The organism is Streptacidiphilus sp. MAP12-16 (assembly GCF_041262165.1).
Classification (GTDB): Bacteria; Actinomycetota; Actinomycetes; order Streptomycetales; family Streptomycetaceae; genus Streptacidiphilus.
In genome coordinates, this window is the sequence record NZ_JBGCBY010000015.1 from 13,016 (window position 1) to 27,598 (window position 14,583).

Below are 14,583 nucleotides of genomic sequence, written 5' to 3' on the forward strand. Positions count from 1 at the left end.
CGAAAACCCGCTGGAATGATTGGTTTCGACCGGGAACGACCGTCCTGGATCACGATTAGGCCGCAGGTCCGAAGGGCATGTCGTCTGGCTTCGGTTGGTTTGTATAGTGTGCGCCAGCAGCCGTCGGCTGCTCGGTGAAACCTCCTCGCACTCACAGCTCCGACTCGGGGTCCGCGGGACGCGGGTACGCCGCTGCCAAGCCGCGCGTTCCTCAGACAAAGGGCCGCGCGAAGGCGTAAGACGGGACGGTTATCAATGGTGCTGGGGGATATCGACATGACGGGTGCTCCGCTCCGCCTTTCCCAGTCACCCGGACAACTCATCCGGATAGCCCAGCAGGTGCACACCCGGCTCTGGTCGGAACACGTCGGGCACGAGCTCACCGCCCCGCAGTACGCCGCTCTGGTCGCGCTCGCCGTCGAGCCCGGCGCCGACCAGCGCACGGTGGGGGAGCGGGCGTCGCTGGACAAGGCGACGATGGCCGAGATGGTCGGCCGCCTGGTGCGGCGTGGTCTGGTGCTTCGCCGCCGGGACCCCGCCGACGGCCGCCGCAAGCTGCTCACCCTGTCGCCGCTCGGCACCCAGGTCGTCGGCGACGTCTCGCCGGGCGTGGCCCGCGTGCAGCAGCAGCTCCTGGAACCCCTGACCGAGCCGCAGCGCTGCGAGCTGATGACCTCCCTCTCCCGGATGGCCCGGATGGAGGACATGGCGCTGGAGACGATGGTTGAGGCCAGGCCGATCCTGGACGCCCCCCGCGTCGTCGGCTACCTGATCCGGGTCGCCCAGCAGGTCCACACCCGGCTCTGGACGGAGCACGCCTCCGGCGAGCTGACCGCTCCGCAGCACGCGGTGCTCGCGGCACTCGCGGAGGAGCCGGGGATCGACCAGCGCACGGTGGGGGAGCGGGCGTCGCTGGACAAGGCGACGATGGCCGAGCTGGTCAGCCGCCTGGTGCGGCGTGGTCTGGTGCTTCGCCGCCGGGATCCCGCCGACGGCCGTCGCAACCTGCTGGCGCTGTCCCCTGCCGGCACCCAGCTGCTGGACCAGGTCCGCGCGGGCGTCGCCGAGGTGCAGAACCAGCTCCTCGCTCCGCTGGACCCGACCGAGCGCGAGCGGGTCGTCGAGCTGCTCTCGGTGGTCGCCCGCCTCTCCGAGGGGCAGCCGGCAGCGGCGGAGTAGTAGCAGCGGCAGAGTAATAAGTAATAGGGGACAAGCTCGGTAATAGGGGACAGGCTCGCGCCGCCCTCATCCCTCCGCGTCGCCCGTCCGCCGGTCGAACACCAGTGGACGGGCGGTCCGCAGCGCCGTGGCGATCGCGCCCAGCAGGACGGCGTCCTCGCCCAGCGCGCTCGGCGCGACCTTCGGGCGCAGCGGGGTGAGCCGGTGCAGCGTCTCCTCCACGGTGGTCAGCAGCAGGTCGGCGCTGTGCCCGACGCCACCGCCGAGCACCACCAGGTCCGGGTCGAGGACCGAGGACACCGCCGCCACCACATGCGCCAGGCGCACCGCCTCCTGCTGGACGGCAGCCACGGCGGGGGCGGAGCCGAGCCTGGCGGCCTCGAACACCCGTTTGGCCGTGAGCGGCCCGGTCATGCCCAGCCCTCGTGCGGCCCGGACCACGGCGTCCGCCGAGACCGCGTCCTCCAGCATCCCCCGGCGCGGGGTCGCGTCCCCGACCGGTTCCTCGCTGCCTGGCATCGGGCTGGTGATCAGCGGCAGGAAGCCGATCTCGCCGGCCGCGCCGTGAGCGCCGCGGAAGAGCTCGCCGTCGGCGACGACGCCCATGCCGAGGCCGGTCCCGATCAGCACGTAGACGAAGAGCTTGCTGCCCGTCCCCGCGCCGAAGGAGTACTCGCCGAGGGCGGCCAGATTGGCGTCGTTGTGGACGGCGAGCGATGTGCCCAGGCCCTGGCGGATCCCGTCGAAGAGTCCGGACCGTCCCCACCCCGGCAGGTTGACCGCGTAGCGGACCCGTCCGGACCGCTCGTCGAAGACGCCAGGCGTACCCACCACGGCCTCGACGATGTCGGCCTGCGCCAGGCCTGCCTCCGCGGTCACCCGCCCGGCGGCGGCGACCACGGCCTCCGCCACGGCGGTGCTGCTGCGCCCCCGGTTGGGTACGTCGACGCGGGCGACGACGGTACCGGCCAGATCGGCGACCGCGAGGCGGAGCCAGGCCCGGCCGATGTCGATGCCGAGCACGTGCCCGGCGTTGGGGTCGGCCTCGTACAGCACGGCGATCCGGCCTCGGTCGGGGGCCACCGTCCCGGCCTCGCGGACCAGCCGGGCCTGCTCGAGCGCGGCGAGCGCGGTGGAAACAGTCGGCTTGGACAGGCCGGAGTCGCGCGCGAGCTGCGCCCGTGAGGCGGGCCCAGCGGTGCGCAGCCGTTCGAGGAGCAGCCACTCGTTGTTGCTGCGCAGACGCTGGCGGTTCCACCGCTGGTCGGCCTGCTGCTGGTCGGCGAGGTGCTCGGTCATCCTGCCTCGTGTACCTCTCCGGTCGCGCGATCTGTCCTGGTGGCTTGAAGTGATCACTGTATGCGGCCGTTGCCGCCGTGACTGACGCAGGCTACTGCCGGTTCTCGATCCGCGACCTGCGACGGGAGGCCCTTGACATCTAAGTAAAGATACTTAACTTAATCAGCCTCTGCTGTCTACACCCCACGCACCACCAACGCCTTCGTCTGCACCCTGTATATGGGGGTTTGCGATAGTTCAGTGGGCGGGTAGAAGCGTCGCTGCGGACAATGAGGTCATGGCCAAGAACAGCGAGGGGTCAGGCCCCCGCAGGTTCGGCGGCATGTCGGTCAGTTCCCGGACGATCGGCATCGTCGTCGTCGCAATCCTCGTCGTCTGGTTCATCCTGATGAACACCGCCTCCGTGACGATGCACCTCTGGGGGCTCTCCACGGTCAGCTCGCCGCTCTGGCTGGTGCTGGCCGTGGTGCTGGCGGCAGGAACCGTGTTCGGCTGGCTCGTCCGCCGCAACCGCGATCGGCGCTGAACCGCGATCGGAGCTGAACGGGCGCGCAGACGTGTGAGCGGACCCGGGCGGTTCCCCTCGAATCGGGTCCGAATCGCCGCTCCGGAGTGAGCCCCGCCACACCGGTCGGCGCGTCCACGAGGCTCGGTAGTTGATCCATTCCTTATGCCCGGGCCGTGTCTCGGCCTTGTGGGCGGTGCCCTCATCCTCCTGAGGTATGACCTCGGGTCCGATGGGGCTTACGGCCTGCTCACGCGGGTGTGGGCGGATTTCGAAGAATTTCGCCCGAATGGTTTGGGACCCTGAGGGGCGGGTAGCCGCGGCGTCTCCATGCCTGTGGCGAACACTGCTTCACTACGGAGGAGCGTAGTAGACGGGGCCTTGGAGCTGGCGCGACGACGGGCTAAGAATGGCGCAGTCGTCACGGCGGCCCCGCTGATCGCAGTGGGGCCGCCTTCATCCGGCACCAACCGAAACCGGGGTGCCCCAGGCGCTGAACCGGCTTCGCAGGGCACCTGTCCCGTCCTGCGGACCCAGTCGGCCAGCCGCCTAGCCAGCCGATTGAGGTCTTCTCCCCATGCTCCACAAGCGTGCTCTCAGCCTGCGAAAGCGCACCGTCGCCATTGTCGCCGCAGCTTCTGTTGCCGGTCTCGCCGTGGCCGGCGTCGCCGTAGCCGAGTCGTCCACCGCCGGCCCCAACGCGGCCGTCGTCTCCCAGGCCGACGCCCTCGCCAAGGTTCAGGTCGCGCAGGCTTCCGCGTCCGCCTCCGCCTCGACCGCCGCGGCGCAGAAGGCTGCCGCCGCCAAGGCAGCGGCCGACAAGGCTGCCGCTGCCAAGGCCGCAGCTGACAAGGCTGCCGCAGCCAAGGCCGCGGCCGCCAAGGCCGCCGCGGCGAAGGCTGCTGCCGCCAAGGCCGCCGCCGACAAGGCCGCTGCCGACCGCGCCGCCGCGGCGAAGGCCGCCGCTGATCAGGCCGCCGCCGACAAGGCTGCTGCTGACAGGGCCGCCGCCGCCCGCGCCGCCGCCAACCAGGCCGCTGCCGCCTCGCGCTCCCAGGTCCGCACCGCCCTGACCGGTTCGCCGCAGTCCATAGCCGCACAGATCGTCCCCGCCGACCAGCTCGCGTCCTTCGACCAGATCATCTCCCACGAGAGCGGCTGGAACGTCAACGCCACCAACCCGTCGTCCGGCGCCTACGGCCTGGGCCAGGCCCTGCCCGGCAGCAAGATGGCCTCGGCCGGTGCCGACTGGCAGACCAGCGCCACCACGCAGATCCGCTGGGCCCTGGACTACATGAACTCCCGCTACGGCAGCCCGAACGCCGCCTGGTCGTTCTGGCAGGCGCACAACTGGTACTGATCGTCAGTATCCGGTAGCACTCAGCGACACCTGACTCGGAGCCGTCACCGCGCAAGCGGTTGGCGGCTCCGAGTCGTACCCGCCTCTGGACAGATGCCCGAATGCGCTGCCACGATCTCGACAATCTGTGAGACCGGACGTCAGCAGCGGAAAGGCGTGGCCAGGTGGCGACGACCGACAGGACCGGGACGGCTCGTCCCTGGCACCGCTTCTACGCGGCCGGAGTGCCGCACAAGGTCAGCATCCCGAACGTTCCGGTCACTGCGCTGCTCGATGAGGCTGCGCAGCGGCACGGGCGGCGCACCGCGCTGGTCTTCTTCGGCCGGAAGACCAGCTACCGTGCCCTGCGCAGGGCCGTCGACCGCTTCGCCGGGGGACTGGCCGCACTCGGCGTCCACCGCGGCGCCCGGGTCGCCCTGGTGCTGCCCAACTGCCCGCAGTATGTGATCGCCTTCTATGCCGTGCTCCGCCTGGGCGCGATCGTGGTGCCCACCAACCCGCTCTACACGGAGTCGGAGCTCGCGCACCAGCTGAACGACTCCGGCGCCACGGTCGCCGTGGTGCACGACGGAGCCTTCGCGGTGGTGGACGCGGCCCGCGGACGGACCGGGCTGCGCGAGATCGTGACCACCTCTCTCGCGGACGCACTGCCGCTCCACTCGCGACTGCTGCTGCGGCTGCCCCTCGCCAGGGCCCGGGAGCTGCGGACGAGGCTGCGCCCCGGTCTGCCGGAGGGCGCACGTGCCGTCCCCTTCGCCAGGGTCGCGCGCGGCCCGCGCAGTGCCGCCGCCGGAGCCGGGCCGGTGAGCCCGCGCACGGCGGTGGCCGTGCTCCAGTACACCGGGGGCACCACCGGCACACCCAAGGGCGCCATGCTGACCCATCGCAACCTGGTCGCCAACGCCCACCAGGTCCGGGCCTGGTACCCGCAGCTCCGGCAGGGGCGGGAGACCCTGCTCGGGGTGCTACCGATGTTTCATGTCTACGGAATGACGATGTGCCTCACCGTGGCCTCGCTGGCCGGGGCCAGGACCGTGCTGCTGCCGACCTTCGAGGTCGGGCTGGTCGTGCAGGCGCTGCGGCGCCGGCGGCCCACGCTGTTCCCCGGCGTGCCGCCGATGTACCAGGCGCTGATGAAGGAAGGGCGGGACCGGGGTGCGGGTCAGCTGCGCGGGCTGCGCTCGGTGCGCTACTGCATCTCCGGTGCGATGCGTCTCGAGCCGGAGACCGTGGACCAGTTCCAGGGGCTGACCGGGGCTCACCTGGTCGAGGGCTACGGCCTGAGCGAGGCGTCCCCCGTGGTCCTGGCCAACCCGCTGAACGCCAACGCCCGCCCCGGCACGGTCGGCATCCCGCTCCCCGGAACCGAGGTCCGCGTGGTGGACGAGGACGATCCGACCCGGGAGCAACTGCCGGGTGTGGCTGGCGAGTTGACGGTCCGTGGGCCGCAGGTCTTCGCCGGCTACTGGCATGAGCGCGAGGACAGCGCGCGGATGCTCCACGACGGCTGGCTGTTCACCGGCGACATCGCCGTGATGAGCCCCGACGGCTATGTGACCGTCATCGACCGCAAGCGCGACGTGATCATAGCCAGCGGCTTCTCCGTGTTCCCCAGCGAGATCGAGGACGTGTTGCTGGCGCACCCCGCTGTGGCCGAGGCCGCCGTGGTCGGCGTGCCGGACGCCTACCGGGGCGAGACGGTGAAGGCGTGCGTCATCGTCAGGGAGGGCTCCCGGCTGACCGAGGGCGCGCTGATCGCCTACTGCGCCGAACGGCTGACGGGGTACAAGGTTCCCAAGATCGTGGAGTTCCGGTCGGACCCGCTGCCGCGCAACCTGCTCGGCAAGGTGCTCCGACGGGTGCTGCGGGACGAGCAGGCCTGACCCCGGCCCGCTCCGGCTACTCCACCTGGTCCGCCGACTCCTCCTGCTCCGGCGCCGACGTGTCGTGCACCTTCAGGGCCTCCTCCAGGGTGGGGGACTCGTCCCAGACGCTCTGGAAGGCGAGCCGCAGCGTCGCCGCCAGCGAGGGGTGGCGGATCACCAGCGAGGTGGTCGCACCGGTGCGCTCCACCGGGTCCGGCATGTCGCACAGCACCGTCGAGCCGTCGGCGATCACCAGCTTCAGCGGCAGCGAGTCGGCGATCCTGATCTCCTCGCCGACGTCGACGAACTGCCGCACCACGGCCAGCACCTCCGGGTCGTCCAGCACGTCCCGGCTGTAGAGCGAGCGGACCGTCCGACCCGCCGCGTGCAGTCGCGCGGATGCCTCGATCCCGGCGACGTTCTCCGCGGGCGGGTTCACCCATGGCGGCCGGGAGAAGCTCAAGAGCTCCCGCTCGGCCTCCGACTGGATCCGCGCGAAGCGGTCGCTGATGTCCGCCGCGTCGCGCAGCACCTCGACGTAGTCCAGCGGATCGGTGTGGGTGCGCCCGCTGTCCCAGGTCGGCAGCAGCTCGCGGGCAAGCTCGTCCGAGAGGCGTTCCAGCCGTCCCAGCGAGCGGCGCTGCTGCTCCATCAGGCGGTCCACGGCGATCTCCGGGGCGACCGCCGAGTAGCCGGCCACCCGTCCGGGGTGGAGCACCGCGAGCTGGCGCCGGGTGAGGCCCTCCAGTACGTCGTACACCCGCTGGCGTGGGACCTGGGCTTCTCGGGCGACCTCGGCCGCCGTGAAGACGTCGCGGCGGATCAGTGCGAGATAGACCCGTGCCTCGTAATTGGTGAGGCCGAGCTCTTCGAGATCCGCAGCGCGCCTGTCGTCCGTTTGCATAGGAGGCACCGTAGCGGCGAAGGTCCCCGCTTTGGCAAGCCATGTCCACGTGCTGGCTTACACAGGTTTCCGGTGGGGTTCTTGTGGGGCCGTCCGGCGTTCGCTATCTTCGTCACGCTGGCCACCACTCTACGGGGTGTCAGATTCGCTATTTTGTCATGTCCTTGGAAGGCTGGGAGGTGAAACGTGCGATCACATCGGTTTCGGCGTCGTCGCGGCCGCTTACCTGCCGTACGGCTAGCCCCGCCCGCCGGATTGTCAGAGCTGCGCGATACGGTTCCCCCCTGCTCAGATCCGAGCACCGTACGGTGAACCACCCTGGAGCCAGCCGCCATGTCCGAAATCCCGGTCGACACAGCGACCGACCCGTCATCGACCCCGCCCGAACCCGCAGTCACCACTGACGGCCCCAACTACCTGAGCCACAAGCAGATCATGGTGGTCATGGGTGGCCTCATGGCCGGGATGCTGCTCGCCGCCCTCGACCAGAGCATCGTGGGGACCGCCCTGCCGACGATCGTCAGCCAGCTCGGTGGCATCGACAAGCTCTCCTGGGTCGTCACCGCGTACCTGCTGACCTCCACGGCCGCCACCCCGCTCTGGGGCAAGATCTCCGACCTCTACGGGCGCCGGATCATCTTCCAGTCCGCGATCGTGGTCTTCCTGATCGGCTCCGCGCTGGCCGGCCTCAGTCAGAACATGGGCGAGCTCATCGCCTTCCGCGCGGTCCAGGGCATCGGCGGCGGCGGGCTGATGTCGCTGGCCTTCGCGATCATCGGCGACGTCATACCCCCGCGCGAGCGCGGCCGCTACCAGGGTCTGATGGGCGCGGTCTTCGGCCTGTCCAGCGTGGCCGGACCGCTGCTCGGCGGCTGGTTCACCGACAGCATCGGCTGGCGCTGGATCTTCTACATCAACCTGCCGATCGGCTTCGGCGCTCTGGTGGTCTGCTCGTTCGCGCTCAAGCTCCCGGTCAACCGCCGTGAGCACTCGATCGACTACCTGGGATCGGCGGCGATCGTCACCGGTGTCACCAGCCTGCTGCTCTACCTGAACTGGGCGGGCACCGCGTACGGCTGGGTCTCCTGGCAGGGCCTGCTGCTGCTCGGCGGCTCGATCCTGCTCACCGTCGGTTTCGTGCTGATCGAGCGGCGGGCGGCCGAGCCGATCCTGCCGATGCGGCTGTTCCGCAACCCGATCTTCTCGGTCGGCAACGGCTTCGGTTTCTTCGCCGGGTTCGCGATGTTCGGCGGCATCATCTACCTGCCGGTGTACCTGCAGGCGGTCCAGGGCATGTCCGCCACCAAGTCGGGCCTCGGCATGCTGCCCGCCGTCGCCGGGATCATGGCCACTGCCATCACCTCGGGCCGGATCATGGCGAAGACCGGGAAGTACCGGATCTACCCGATCGCGGGCTCGCTGGTGATCATCGGCTCGCTGGTGCTGCTCAGCACGCTCAGCAACACCACGCCGTACTGGCAGGTCGCGCTGTACGCCTTCGGGTTCGGCGCGGGCCTGGGCCTGACCATGCAGACGCTGGTCACGGCCATCCAGAACTCGGTGGACTTCCGCGACATGGGCGTGGCGACGGCCTCGGCGACGTTCTTCCGGCAGATCGGGGCCTCGATCGGTACCGCGATCTTCGGCACGGTGCTGACCAGCCGCCTGGCCCACTACATGAAGCAGGAGTTCGCGGGCTCGGCGGGCGGCTCAGGCGGTGGCGGCGGCAAGCTGGACGCCAACAACGTCCAGGCCATCCAGCACCTGCCCGCGCCGGTGAAGGAGCACGTCACGGCGGCCTTCGCGCACGCCATCGGTGACCTCTTCCTGGCGGGCGTGCCCTTCATCGCGATCGCCTTCGTCTTCGCCCTGGTCCTCAAGGAGAAGCCGCTGGGCAGCGCGGACGGGGCTGCCGCCGCGGCGGTTCCCGCGCACTGACGGGCGCGTCCGTCAGTGCGGCGTCAGCTGGAGGCGCGGGCCATCCGGTCGAGGGCATGGAGCAGCGCGGGCAGCTCCGGCCCTCGGCCGATCGGCAGGATCTCGCCCGGCCTGTCGTCCAGCAGCAGCAGCGCGATGTCGTCGGTACGGGCGGCCAGGCTCCAGCCGGGGCCGTCCGCCCGTACCAGCCGGGCGTCGTCGGCGGCCGGGGCGGAGCGGATGCGCCCCGCGGGCGGGGGAGTGCGGGTGTACTCGCGCGCCTCGGCGAGGACCCGGGCCACCGGCTCGGACGGTGTCCCGCCAGTGGAGTCGAACTGCACCTTGGCGCCGACCTGCTCCCGCCACACCGACCACTGCTTGGCGATCTCGTCCGCTCCCAGCCGTCGCTGAGCCGGGCCCCAGGAGTCCGGGTCCGGTGGGCTGAGCAGTGCGTGCTCGCTCTCGTCGGCGGGAGGATCGTGCGGCTCGGGGAGTCCGGGGGTGCTCACGGACAGCGCCAGCGGCCAGCCGGGGAACGAGTCCACCACGGTGCGCTCGGGCGGGGTCAGGTCGTAGGCCATTCCGCAGTCCCAGGCGGCGATGGCGCAGGCGACCAGCGCGGCGTCGTCCGACACGACCGTCCACCTGGCTCCGGCAGCGTCCTGTCCGAAGAGCAGCCCGTAGCCGTCGGCCCAGGGTTCGAGCTCGAGCTCGGCGCAGGCGGCGGGGTAGTCGTCCCCGAGCACGCTGGGGAACTGGCCCGGGGTCAGCAGCAACGCGCTGAGCACGTAGAACGCGCTCTCGTCCACCTGCGTGTCCTCCACCGGAATCCCTCCTCTCGAATGTCGAGCTCCCGTCGAAGCCTCGTCGAAACCTGTCGAACTCGGTCGGCTCCGGAAGTCGGCTCATCGTAGTGACGCGGTGGCGGAAAGTGCTAGGGCTGACCTGGAAGTCCCGCTCCGGCCAGGACCGGCCGGGAATGGCCGGGAACGGCGACGGTCCCGGCCGCTGCGGGGTTGTCGCAGCAGTCGGGACCGTGGGTCGGATCGGGGGGCGGGACTCAGCCCGCCGTCAGCGCCCGCAGGCTCTCCTTGAGCGAGCCCATGGTCGCCAGCACGGCTGTCGGCTCGTAGCCGCAGTGCGCCATGCAGTTGTCGCAGCGCGGGTCCTTGCCGCGCCCGTAGGCGTCCCAGTCGGTGGTGTCCAGCAGTTCCTGGTAGGTCTCCACGTAGCCGTCGGCCATCAGGTAGCAGGGCTTCTGCCACCCCTTGAGCGAGTACGAGGGAATCGCCCACGGAGTGCACTCGAAGTCCACCTTGCCTTCGAGGAAGTCCAGGTAGAGGGCCGAGTGGTTGAGCCGCCAGCCCTTCCGGCGGCCGTCCGCGAAGGCCTTCTTGAACATCGCCCGGGTCTGCTCGACGCCCAGGAAGCGGTCCTGGTCGGGGGCCTTCTCGTAGGCGTATCCGGGGGAGATCTGCATCCGGTCGACCTTGAGGTCGTCGTTGAGGTACTGCAGCACCTCGATGACGTCCTGCGGGCTGTCGTTGTTGAAGAAGGTCGAGTTGGTGTAGACGGCGAATCCCGCCGCCTTGGCCTGCTTGATCGCCTCGACGGCCTGGTCGAAGACACCGACCTTGCTCACCGACTCGTCGTGCCGCTCGCGCAGCCCGTCGATGTGGACCATCCAGGCGAAGTTGCGGTGCGGCTTGAACTTGTGCAGGTGCTTGGGCAGGAGCACGGCGTTGGTGCAGAGCACCACGAACTTGCCCTTGGCCAGCAGAGCCCGGGTCATCTCGTCGATCTGCGGATGCATCAACGGCTCGCCACCGGCGAGGGACACCATCGGTGCACCTGCCTCCATGACGGCGTTGACGACCTGCTCGACCGGCATCCGTTGCTTCAGAACGCTTGCCGGGTGCTGGATCTTGCCACAGCCGGCGCAGGCGAGGTTGCAGGCGAAGAGTGGTTCGACCTCCACGATCAGCGGGAACTTCTTCCGCCGAAGGAGCTTCTGCTTGAGGAGGTACGTGCCCATCTTGACGGTCAGATTAAGTGGGAGTCCCATGATCCATGTCTCCGTTCCCCCGGGCCGCAGGATTGTGGCCCCCCACTAACATACAGACTGTATGGAACAGGATGTAGGTATGTCAGTCCCCCGGATCCGGCGGAGTCGTCGTGCGGAGCACGTCGCGGACACGCGGCGTGCGCTGTTGCGCGCCGCGCGTGACCTCTTCGCCGAGCGCGGGTACGCCGCGACCGGGACGGAGGACATCGTGGCCGCCGCCGCGGTCACCCGCGGTGCGCTGTACCACCACTTCAAGGACAAGGCCGACCTGTTCCGCGCCGTCATGGCCGAGTGCGCCAAGGAGATGGCCGAGCGCCTGGTCGCCCAGGAGACGGCCCGCGCCGAGGAACAGCCAGGGGATGCCTGGCAACTGCTGCGCAGCGGCTTCCAGTCGTTCCTGGACGCCTGCATCGACACCCACTTCCAGCGGATCGTACTGATCGAAGGGCCTGCCGTGCTCGGGCACAGCGCCTGGGACGCCCTGGTGGAGGAGCACGGCTACCTGCTGCTCGCGGAGGCGCTGACCGAGGCGATCAGCGAGGGCAACGTCGAGGAACTGCCGGTCGCCCCGCTGACCCGGATGCTGGCGGCGCTGATCTCCGAGGCCAGCCTCTACATCGCCCGTGCCGAGGACCATGTGCAGGCGCGCGAGGAGGCGGGTCTGGTGCTCGAGCGACTGCTCGCAGGACTGGGGCGCAGCCCGGGCGTGTCGCAGGGCCGGGTCGAGGTCGGCAACGTCTGAGCGGTTCACCCGTTCGGGGGGTGGGGGTCTCTCGCGGGTTCGGGGACCCTCGTGCGCTACCGGCGAGTCGTAACCCTTCCCGAGACCTTCCCGAGCCGGGCCGGGTGCCCTACCCTCCTGATTGCGCCACTGATTACTGGCACGTTGGATGATGTCGATCCCGGCAGGAGGCACCCGATGGGGAGCAGTGAGAGGCCCGACCAGCACGTGCGCGTCGCCGTCGTCGGCTCCGGGTTCGGCGGGCTGGGAGCAGCGGTACGGCTGCGCGAAGAGGGCGTCACCGACTTCGTCGTGCTGGAACGCGCCTCCTCCATCGGCGGCACCTGGCGCGACAACAGCTACCCGGGCTGCGCCTGCGACGTCCCCTCGCACCTGTACTCGTTCTCCTTCGCGCCGAACCCCGACTGGCCGCGCACCTTCTCCGGCCAGCCCGAGATCCGCGCCTACCTGGAGCGCATCGCCGACTGTTTCGACCTCCGGCCGCACCTGCGGTTTGACCACGAGCTGCTGAGCGCCCGCTGGGACGCCGCGGAGACCCGCTGGGAGCTGGAGACCAGCCAGGGCCGCTACACCGCGGACGTGGTCGTCGCCGCCTGCGGCCCGCTGTCCGACCCCTCCGTCCCGGACCTCCCCGGCATCGCCGACTTCCCCGGCAAGGTCTTCCACTCCGCCCGCTGGGACCACGACTACGACCTGGCCGGCAAACGGGTGGCCGTCGTCGGCACGGGGGCCTCCGCCATCCAGATCGTCCCCATGATCCAGCCGGAGGTGGAGCGGCTCGTCCTGCTGCAGCGCACTCCGCCGTGGGTGATGCCCCGGATGGACCGCGACATCACCGCCGCCGAGCGCTGGCTCTACCGCCGCGTCCCGGCCGCGCAGCGCGCGCTGCGGGCGGCGCTGTGGAGCATCCGCGAGTACCAGGTCGGCGCGTTCGTGAAGCGCCCGGGGCTGCTCGGGGCCGCCCAGCGGCTGGCGAAGCTGAACCTCGACCAGCACATCAAGGACCCGGCCCTGCGCGCCACGTTGACGCCGGACTACCGCTTCGGCTGCAAGCGCGTCCTGCTGTCCAACACCTACTACCCGGCGCTCGCCCAGCCCAATGTCGACGTCGTCGGCTCGGGGCTGGCCGAGGTGCGCGGCAGCAGCGTCGTCGCCGCCGACGGCACCGCGCACGAGGTCGACGCGATCATCTTCAGCACCGGCTTCCACGTCACCGACATGCCCATCGGCTCGAGGATCACCGGCGCCGCCGGCCGGACCCTCGCCGAGGAGTGGGAGGACGGCATGGCCGCGCTGCGCGGCACCACCGTCAGCGGCTTCCCCAACCTGCTGTTCGTCGTCGGCCCCAACACCGGCCTCGGCAACAGCTCGATGGTGCTCATGATCGAGTCGCAGCTGAACTACCTCGCGGACTACCTCCGCCGCCTGGACGCCTCCGGCGTGGCCGCCCTCGACGTCACCGCCACGGCGCAGCGCCGCTGGAACGCGGAGGTGCAGCGGCGGATGACCCGCACCGTGTGGAACACCGGCGGCTGCCGCAGCTGGTACCTGGACGCCAACGGCAACAACACGGTGCTGTGGCCCGGCACCACCGCCCACTTCCGGCGCGAGACGCGCAGCGTGGACCTCTCCGAGTACGACCTGCTCAGGAAGCCCACCGCTGCCCCCGCCGCCGTCCCCGCCGCCGTCCCCGCCGCGCCCGACGAACCGGCCAGCCCCGGTACCCCCGCCGTTCCTTCGCCCGCCCGCGCCTGAGAGGGATCCACCCCATGCCCAAGCAGTCCCTCGCCGGCCAGGTCGCCGTCGTCACCGGCGCGGCGCGAGGTGTCGGCGCCGAGCTCGCCCGGGCCCTGTCCGCACGCGGCGCCACGGTCGCCCTGGTCGGTCTGGAGCCCAAGGAACTGGAACGCGCCGCCGCCGAGTGCGGCCCCGACGCCGGCTGGTGGGAGGCCGATGTCACCGACCTGGCGGCGCTCCGGTCCGTGGCCGAGCAGGTCGTGGATCGCTACGGCCGGGTCGACGTCGTCGTCGCCAATGCCGGTATCGCCATCGGGGGCAGCTTCCTCGACTCCGACCCCGAGGCGTTCCAGCGCGTCATCGAGGTCAACCTGCTCGGCAGCACCAGCACCGCCCGCGCCTTCCTGCCCGCCCTGATCGCCTCCCGCGGCTATCTGCTGCAGATCGCGTCCCTGGCCTCGATGACCCCCGCGCCGCTGATGACCGCGTACTGCGCCAGCAAGTCCGGCGTCGAGGCGTTCGCGCACGCGCTACGCGGCGAGGTCGCCAACCAGGGCGTCAGGGTCGGCGTCGGCTACCTCAGTTGGACCGACACCGACATGGTGCGCGGAGCGGACGAGGACGACGTGATGCGCGAGATGCGGACTCACCTGCCCTGGCCGACCAACCGTACCTACCCCCTCGCCCCGGCGGTCCAGCGGATCGCGGACGGCATCGCCCGGCGCTCCGTCCACGTCTACGCCCAGGGCTGGCTGCGCGGCTACCAGCTGATCCGGGGTCAGATCCCGCTGGTCCTCGGCCGGATCGCCCCGCTGCAGCTCCGCGCCATCGAGCCGCGCCTGCGGGAGACCGCCGACGCGCGGCGCGGGCTCGTCGGCCGAGGCGGAGCCGCCGACGAGCAGGCCCGCGCCGCCCGGAAGGTCGGCAGCTGACCACCTGGTCCGGCGAGTACCCGGGTAGGCCTTGACCGGGCCGAGATCCATCCCGGCTACGTCGCAGCGTTCGCCCCC

General features: G+C 70.6%; 12 protein-coding genes. 8 read left to right on the forward strand and 4 right to left on the reverse strand.

The annotated features are described in order from the left end of the window. Positions 1-276: 276 nt before the first annotated feature. Positions 277-1,179: a MarR family winged helix-turn-helix transcriptional regulator gene (locus ABIA33_RS20685; protein WP_370083828.1), complete on the forward strand. Its 903-nt coding sequence runs from the start codon at positions 277-279 to the stop codon at positions 1,177-1,179. Positions 1,180-1,245: 66 nt separating this feature from the next. Here the strand turns inward: ABIA33_RS20685 and ABIA33_RS20690 are convergent, their stop codons facing one another. After that, positions 1,246-2,478: an ROK family protein gene (locus tag ABIA33_RS20690; protein ID WP_370083829.1), complete on the reverse strand. Its 1,233-nt coding sequence runs from the start codon at positions 2,476-2,478 to the stop codon at positions 1,246-1,248. Between the two features lie 277 nt (positions 2,479-2,755). On the opposite strand from ABIA33_RS20690, the gene ABIA33_RS20695 reads away from it, so the two are divergent. The 3 genes from ABIA33_RS20695 to ABIA33_RS20705 all read left to right on the forward strand — a co-directional run bounded on the left by ABIA33_RS20695 (position 2,756) and on the right by ABIA33_RS20705 (position 6,226). Further along, positions 2,756-3,004, forward strand: a complete 249-nt coding sequence (locus ABIA33_RS20695; RefSeq protein ID WP_370083830.1) for a hypothetical protein — start codon at positions 2,756-2,758, stop codon at positions 3,002-3,004. 556 nt (positions 3,005-3,560) lie between these two features. Further along, positions 3,561-4,343 (forward strand): lytic transglycosylase domain-containing protein, encoded by a 783-nt coding sequence (locus ABIA33_RS20700; protein ID WP_370083831.1) that lies wholly within the window; start codon positions 3,561-3,563, stop codon positions 4,341-4,343. A gap of 164 nt (positions 4,344-4,507) precedes the next feature. After that, the gene (locus ABIA33_RS20705) at positions 4,508-6,226 is read left to right on the forward strand and encodes an AMP-binding protein (protein WP_370083832.1); all 1,719 of its coding nucleotides are present in this window, start codon (positions 4,508-4,510) and stop codon (positions 6,224-6,226) included. 16 nt (positions 6,227-6,242) lie between these two features. On the opposite strand, the gene ABIA33_RS20710 is transcribed toward ABIA33_RS20705, so the two are convergent. Then, positions 6,243-7,112, reverse strand: coding sequence for a TrmB family transcriptional regulator (locus tag ABIA33_RS20710; RefSeq protein ID WP_370083833.1), 870 nt, complete (start codon positions 7,110-7,112; stop codon positions 6,243-6,245). A 333-nt stretch (positions 7,113-7,445) separates the two neighbouring features. On the opposite strand from ABIA33_RS20710, the gene ABIA33_RS20715 reads away from it, so the two are divergent. Beyond that, positions 7,446-9,050 (forward strand): MDR family MFS transporter, encoded by a 1,605-nt coding sequence (locus tag ABIA33_RS20715; protein WP_370083834.1) that lies wholly within the window; start codon positions 7,446-7,448, stop codon positions 9,048-9,050. Positions 9,051-9,073: 23 nt separating this feature from the next. Here ABIA33_RS20715 and ABIA33_RS20720 read toward each other — a convergent pair whose 3' ends face one another. After that, positions 9,074-9,859, reverse strand: coding sequence for a hypothetical protein (locus ABIA33_RS20720; RefSeq protein ID WP_370083962.1), 786 nt, complete (start codon positions 9,857-9,859; stop codon positions 9,074-9,076). Positions 9,860-10,089: 230 nt separating this feature from the next. Next, positions 10,090-11,094 carry an adenosyl-hopene transferase HpnH gene (gene hpnH / locus ABIA33_RS20725; protein WP_370083835.1) on the reverse strand — a complete coding sequence of 335 codons (1,005 nt, stop codon included), beginning with the start codon at positions 11,092-11,094 and terminating at the stop codon, positions 10,090-10,092. Between the two features lie 79 nt (positions 11,095-11,173). Here hpnH and ABIA33_RS20730 point away from each other — a divergent pair, with 79 nt between their 5' ends. The 3 genes from ABIA33_RS20730 (at position 11,174) to ABIA33_RS20740 (ending at position 14,505) form a co-directional block, all read left to right on the forward strand. Then, on the forward strand, positions 11,174-11,836 hold the full coding sequence (locus ABIA33_RS20730) for a TetR/AcrR family transcriptional regulator (RefSeq protein WP_370083836.1): 663 nt from the start codon (positions 11,174-11,176) through the stop codon (positions 11,834-11,836). 177 nt (positions 11,837-12,013) lie between these two features. Beyond that, positions 12,014-13,591 carry a flavin-containing monooxygenase gene (locus tag ABIA33_RS20735; protein ID WP_370083837.1) on the forward strand — a complete coding sequence of 526 codons (1,578 nt, stop codon included), beginning with the start codon at positions 12,014-12,016 and terminating at the stop codon, positions 13,589-13,591. Between the two features lie 14 nt (positions 13,592-13,605). Then, positions 13,606-14,505, forward strand: a complete 900-nt coding sequence (locus tag ABIA33_RS20740; RefSeq protein ID WP_370083838.1) for an SDR family oxidoreductase — start codon at positions 13,606-13,608, stop codon at positions 14,503-14,505. Positions 14,506-14,583 lie beyond the last annotated feature (78 nt).

Coding starts and splice junctions, on each gene's coding strand:
- ABIA33_RS20685 (WP_370083828.1), top strand. CDS start 277: ATGACGGGTGCTCCGCTCCGCCTTTCCCAGTCACCCGGACAACTCATC.
- ABIA33_RS20690 (WP_370083829.1), bottom strand. CDS start 2,478: ATGACCGAGCACCTCGCCGACCAGCAGCAGGCCGACCAGCGGTGGAAC.
- ABIA33_RS20695 (WP_370083830.1), top strand. CDS start 2,756: ATGGCCAAGAACAGCGAGGGGTCAGGCCCCCGCAGGTTCGGCGGCATG.
- ABIA33_RS20700 (WP_370083831.1), top strand. CDS start 3,561: ATGCTCCACAAGCGTGCTCTCAGCCTGCGAAAGCGCACCGTCGCCATT.
- ABIA33_RS20710 (WP_370083833.1), bottom strand. CDS start 7,112: ATGCAAACGGACGACAGGCGCGCTGCGGATCTCGAAGAGCTCGGCCTC.
- ABIA33_RS20715 (WP_370083834.1), top strand. CDS start 7,446: ATGTCCGAAATCCCGGTCGACACAGCGACCGACCCGTCATCGACCCCG.
- hpnH (WP_370083835.1), bottom strand. CDS start 11,094: ATGGGACTCCCACTTAATCTGACCGTCAAGATGGGCACGTACCTCCTC.
- ABIA33_RS20730 (WP_370083836.1), top strand. CDS start 11,174: ATGTCAGTCCCCCGGATCCGGCGGAGTCGTCGTGCGGAGCACGTCGCG.
- ABIA33_RS20735 (WP_370083837.1), top strand. CDS start 12,014: ATGGGGAGCAGTGAGAGGCCCGACCAGCACGTGCGCGTCGCCGTCGTC.
- ABIA33_RS20740 (WP_370083838.1), top strand. CDS start 13,606: ATGCCCAAGCAGTCCCTCGCCGGCCAGGTCGCCGTCGTCACCGGCGCG.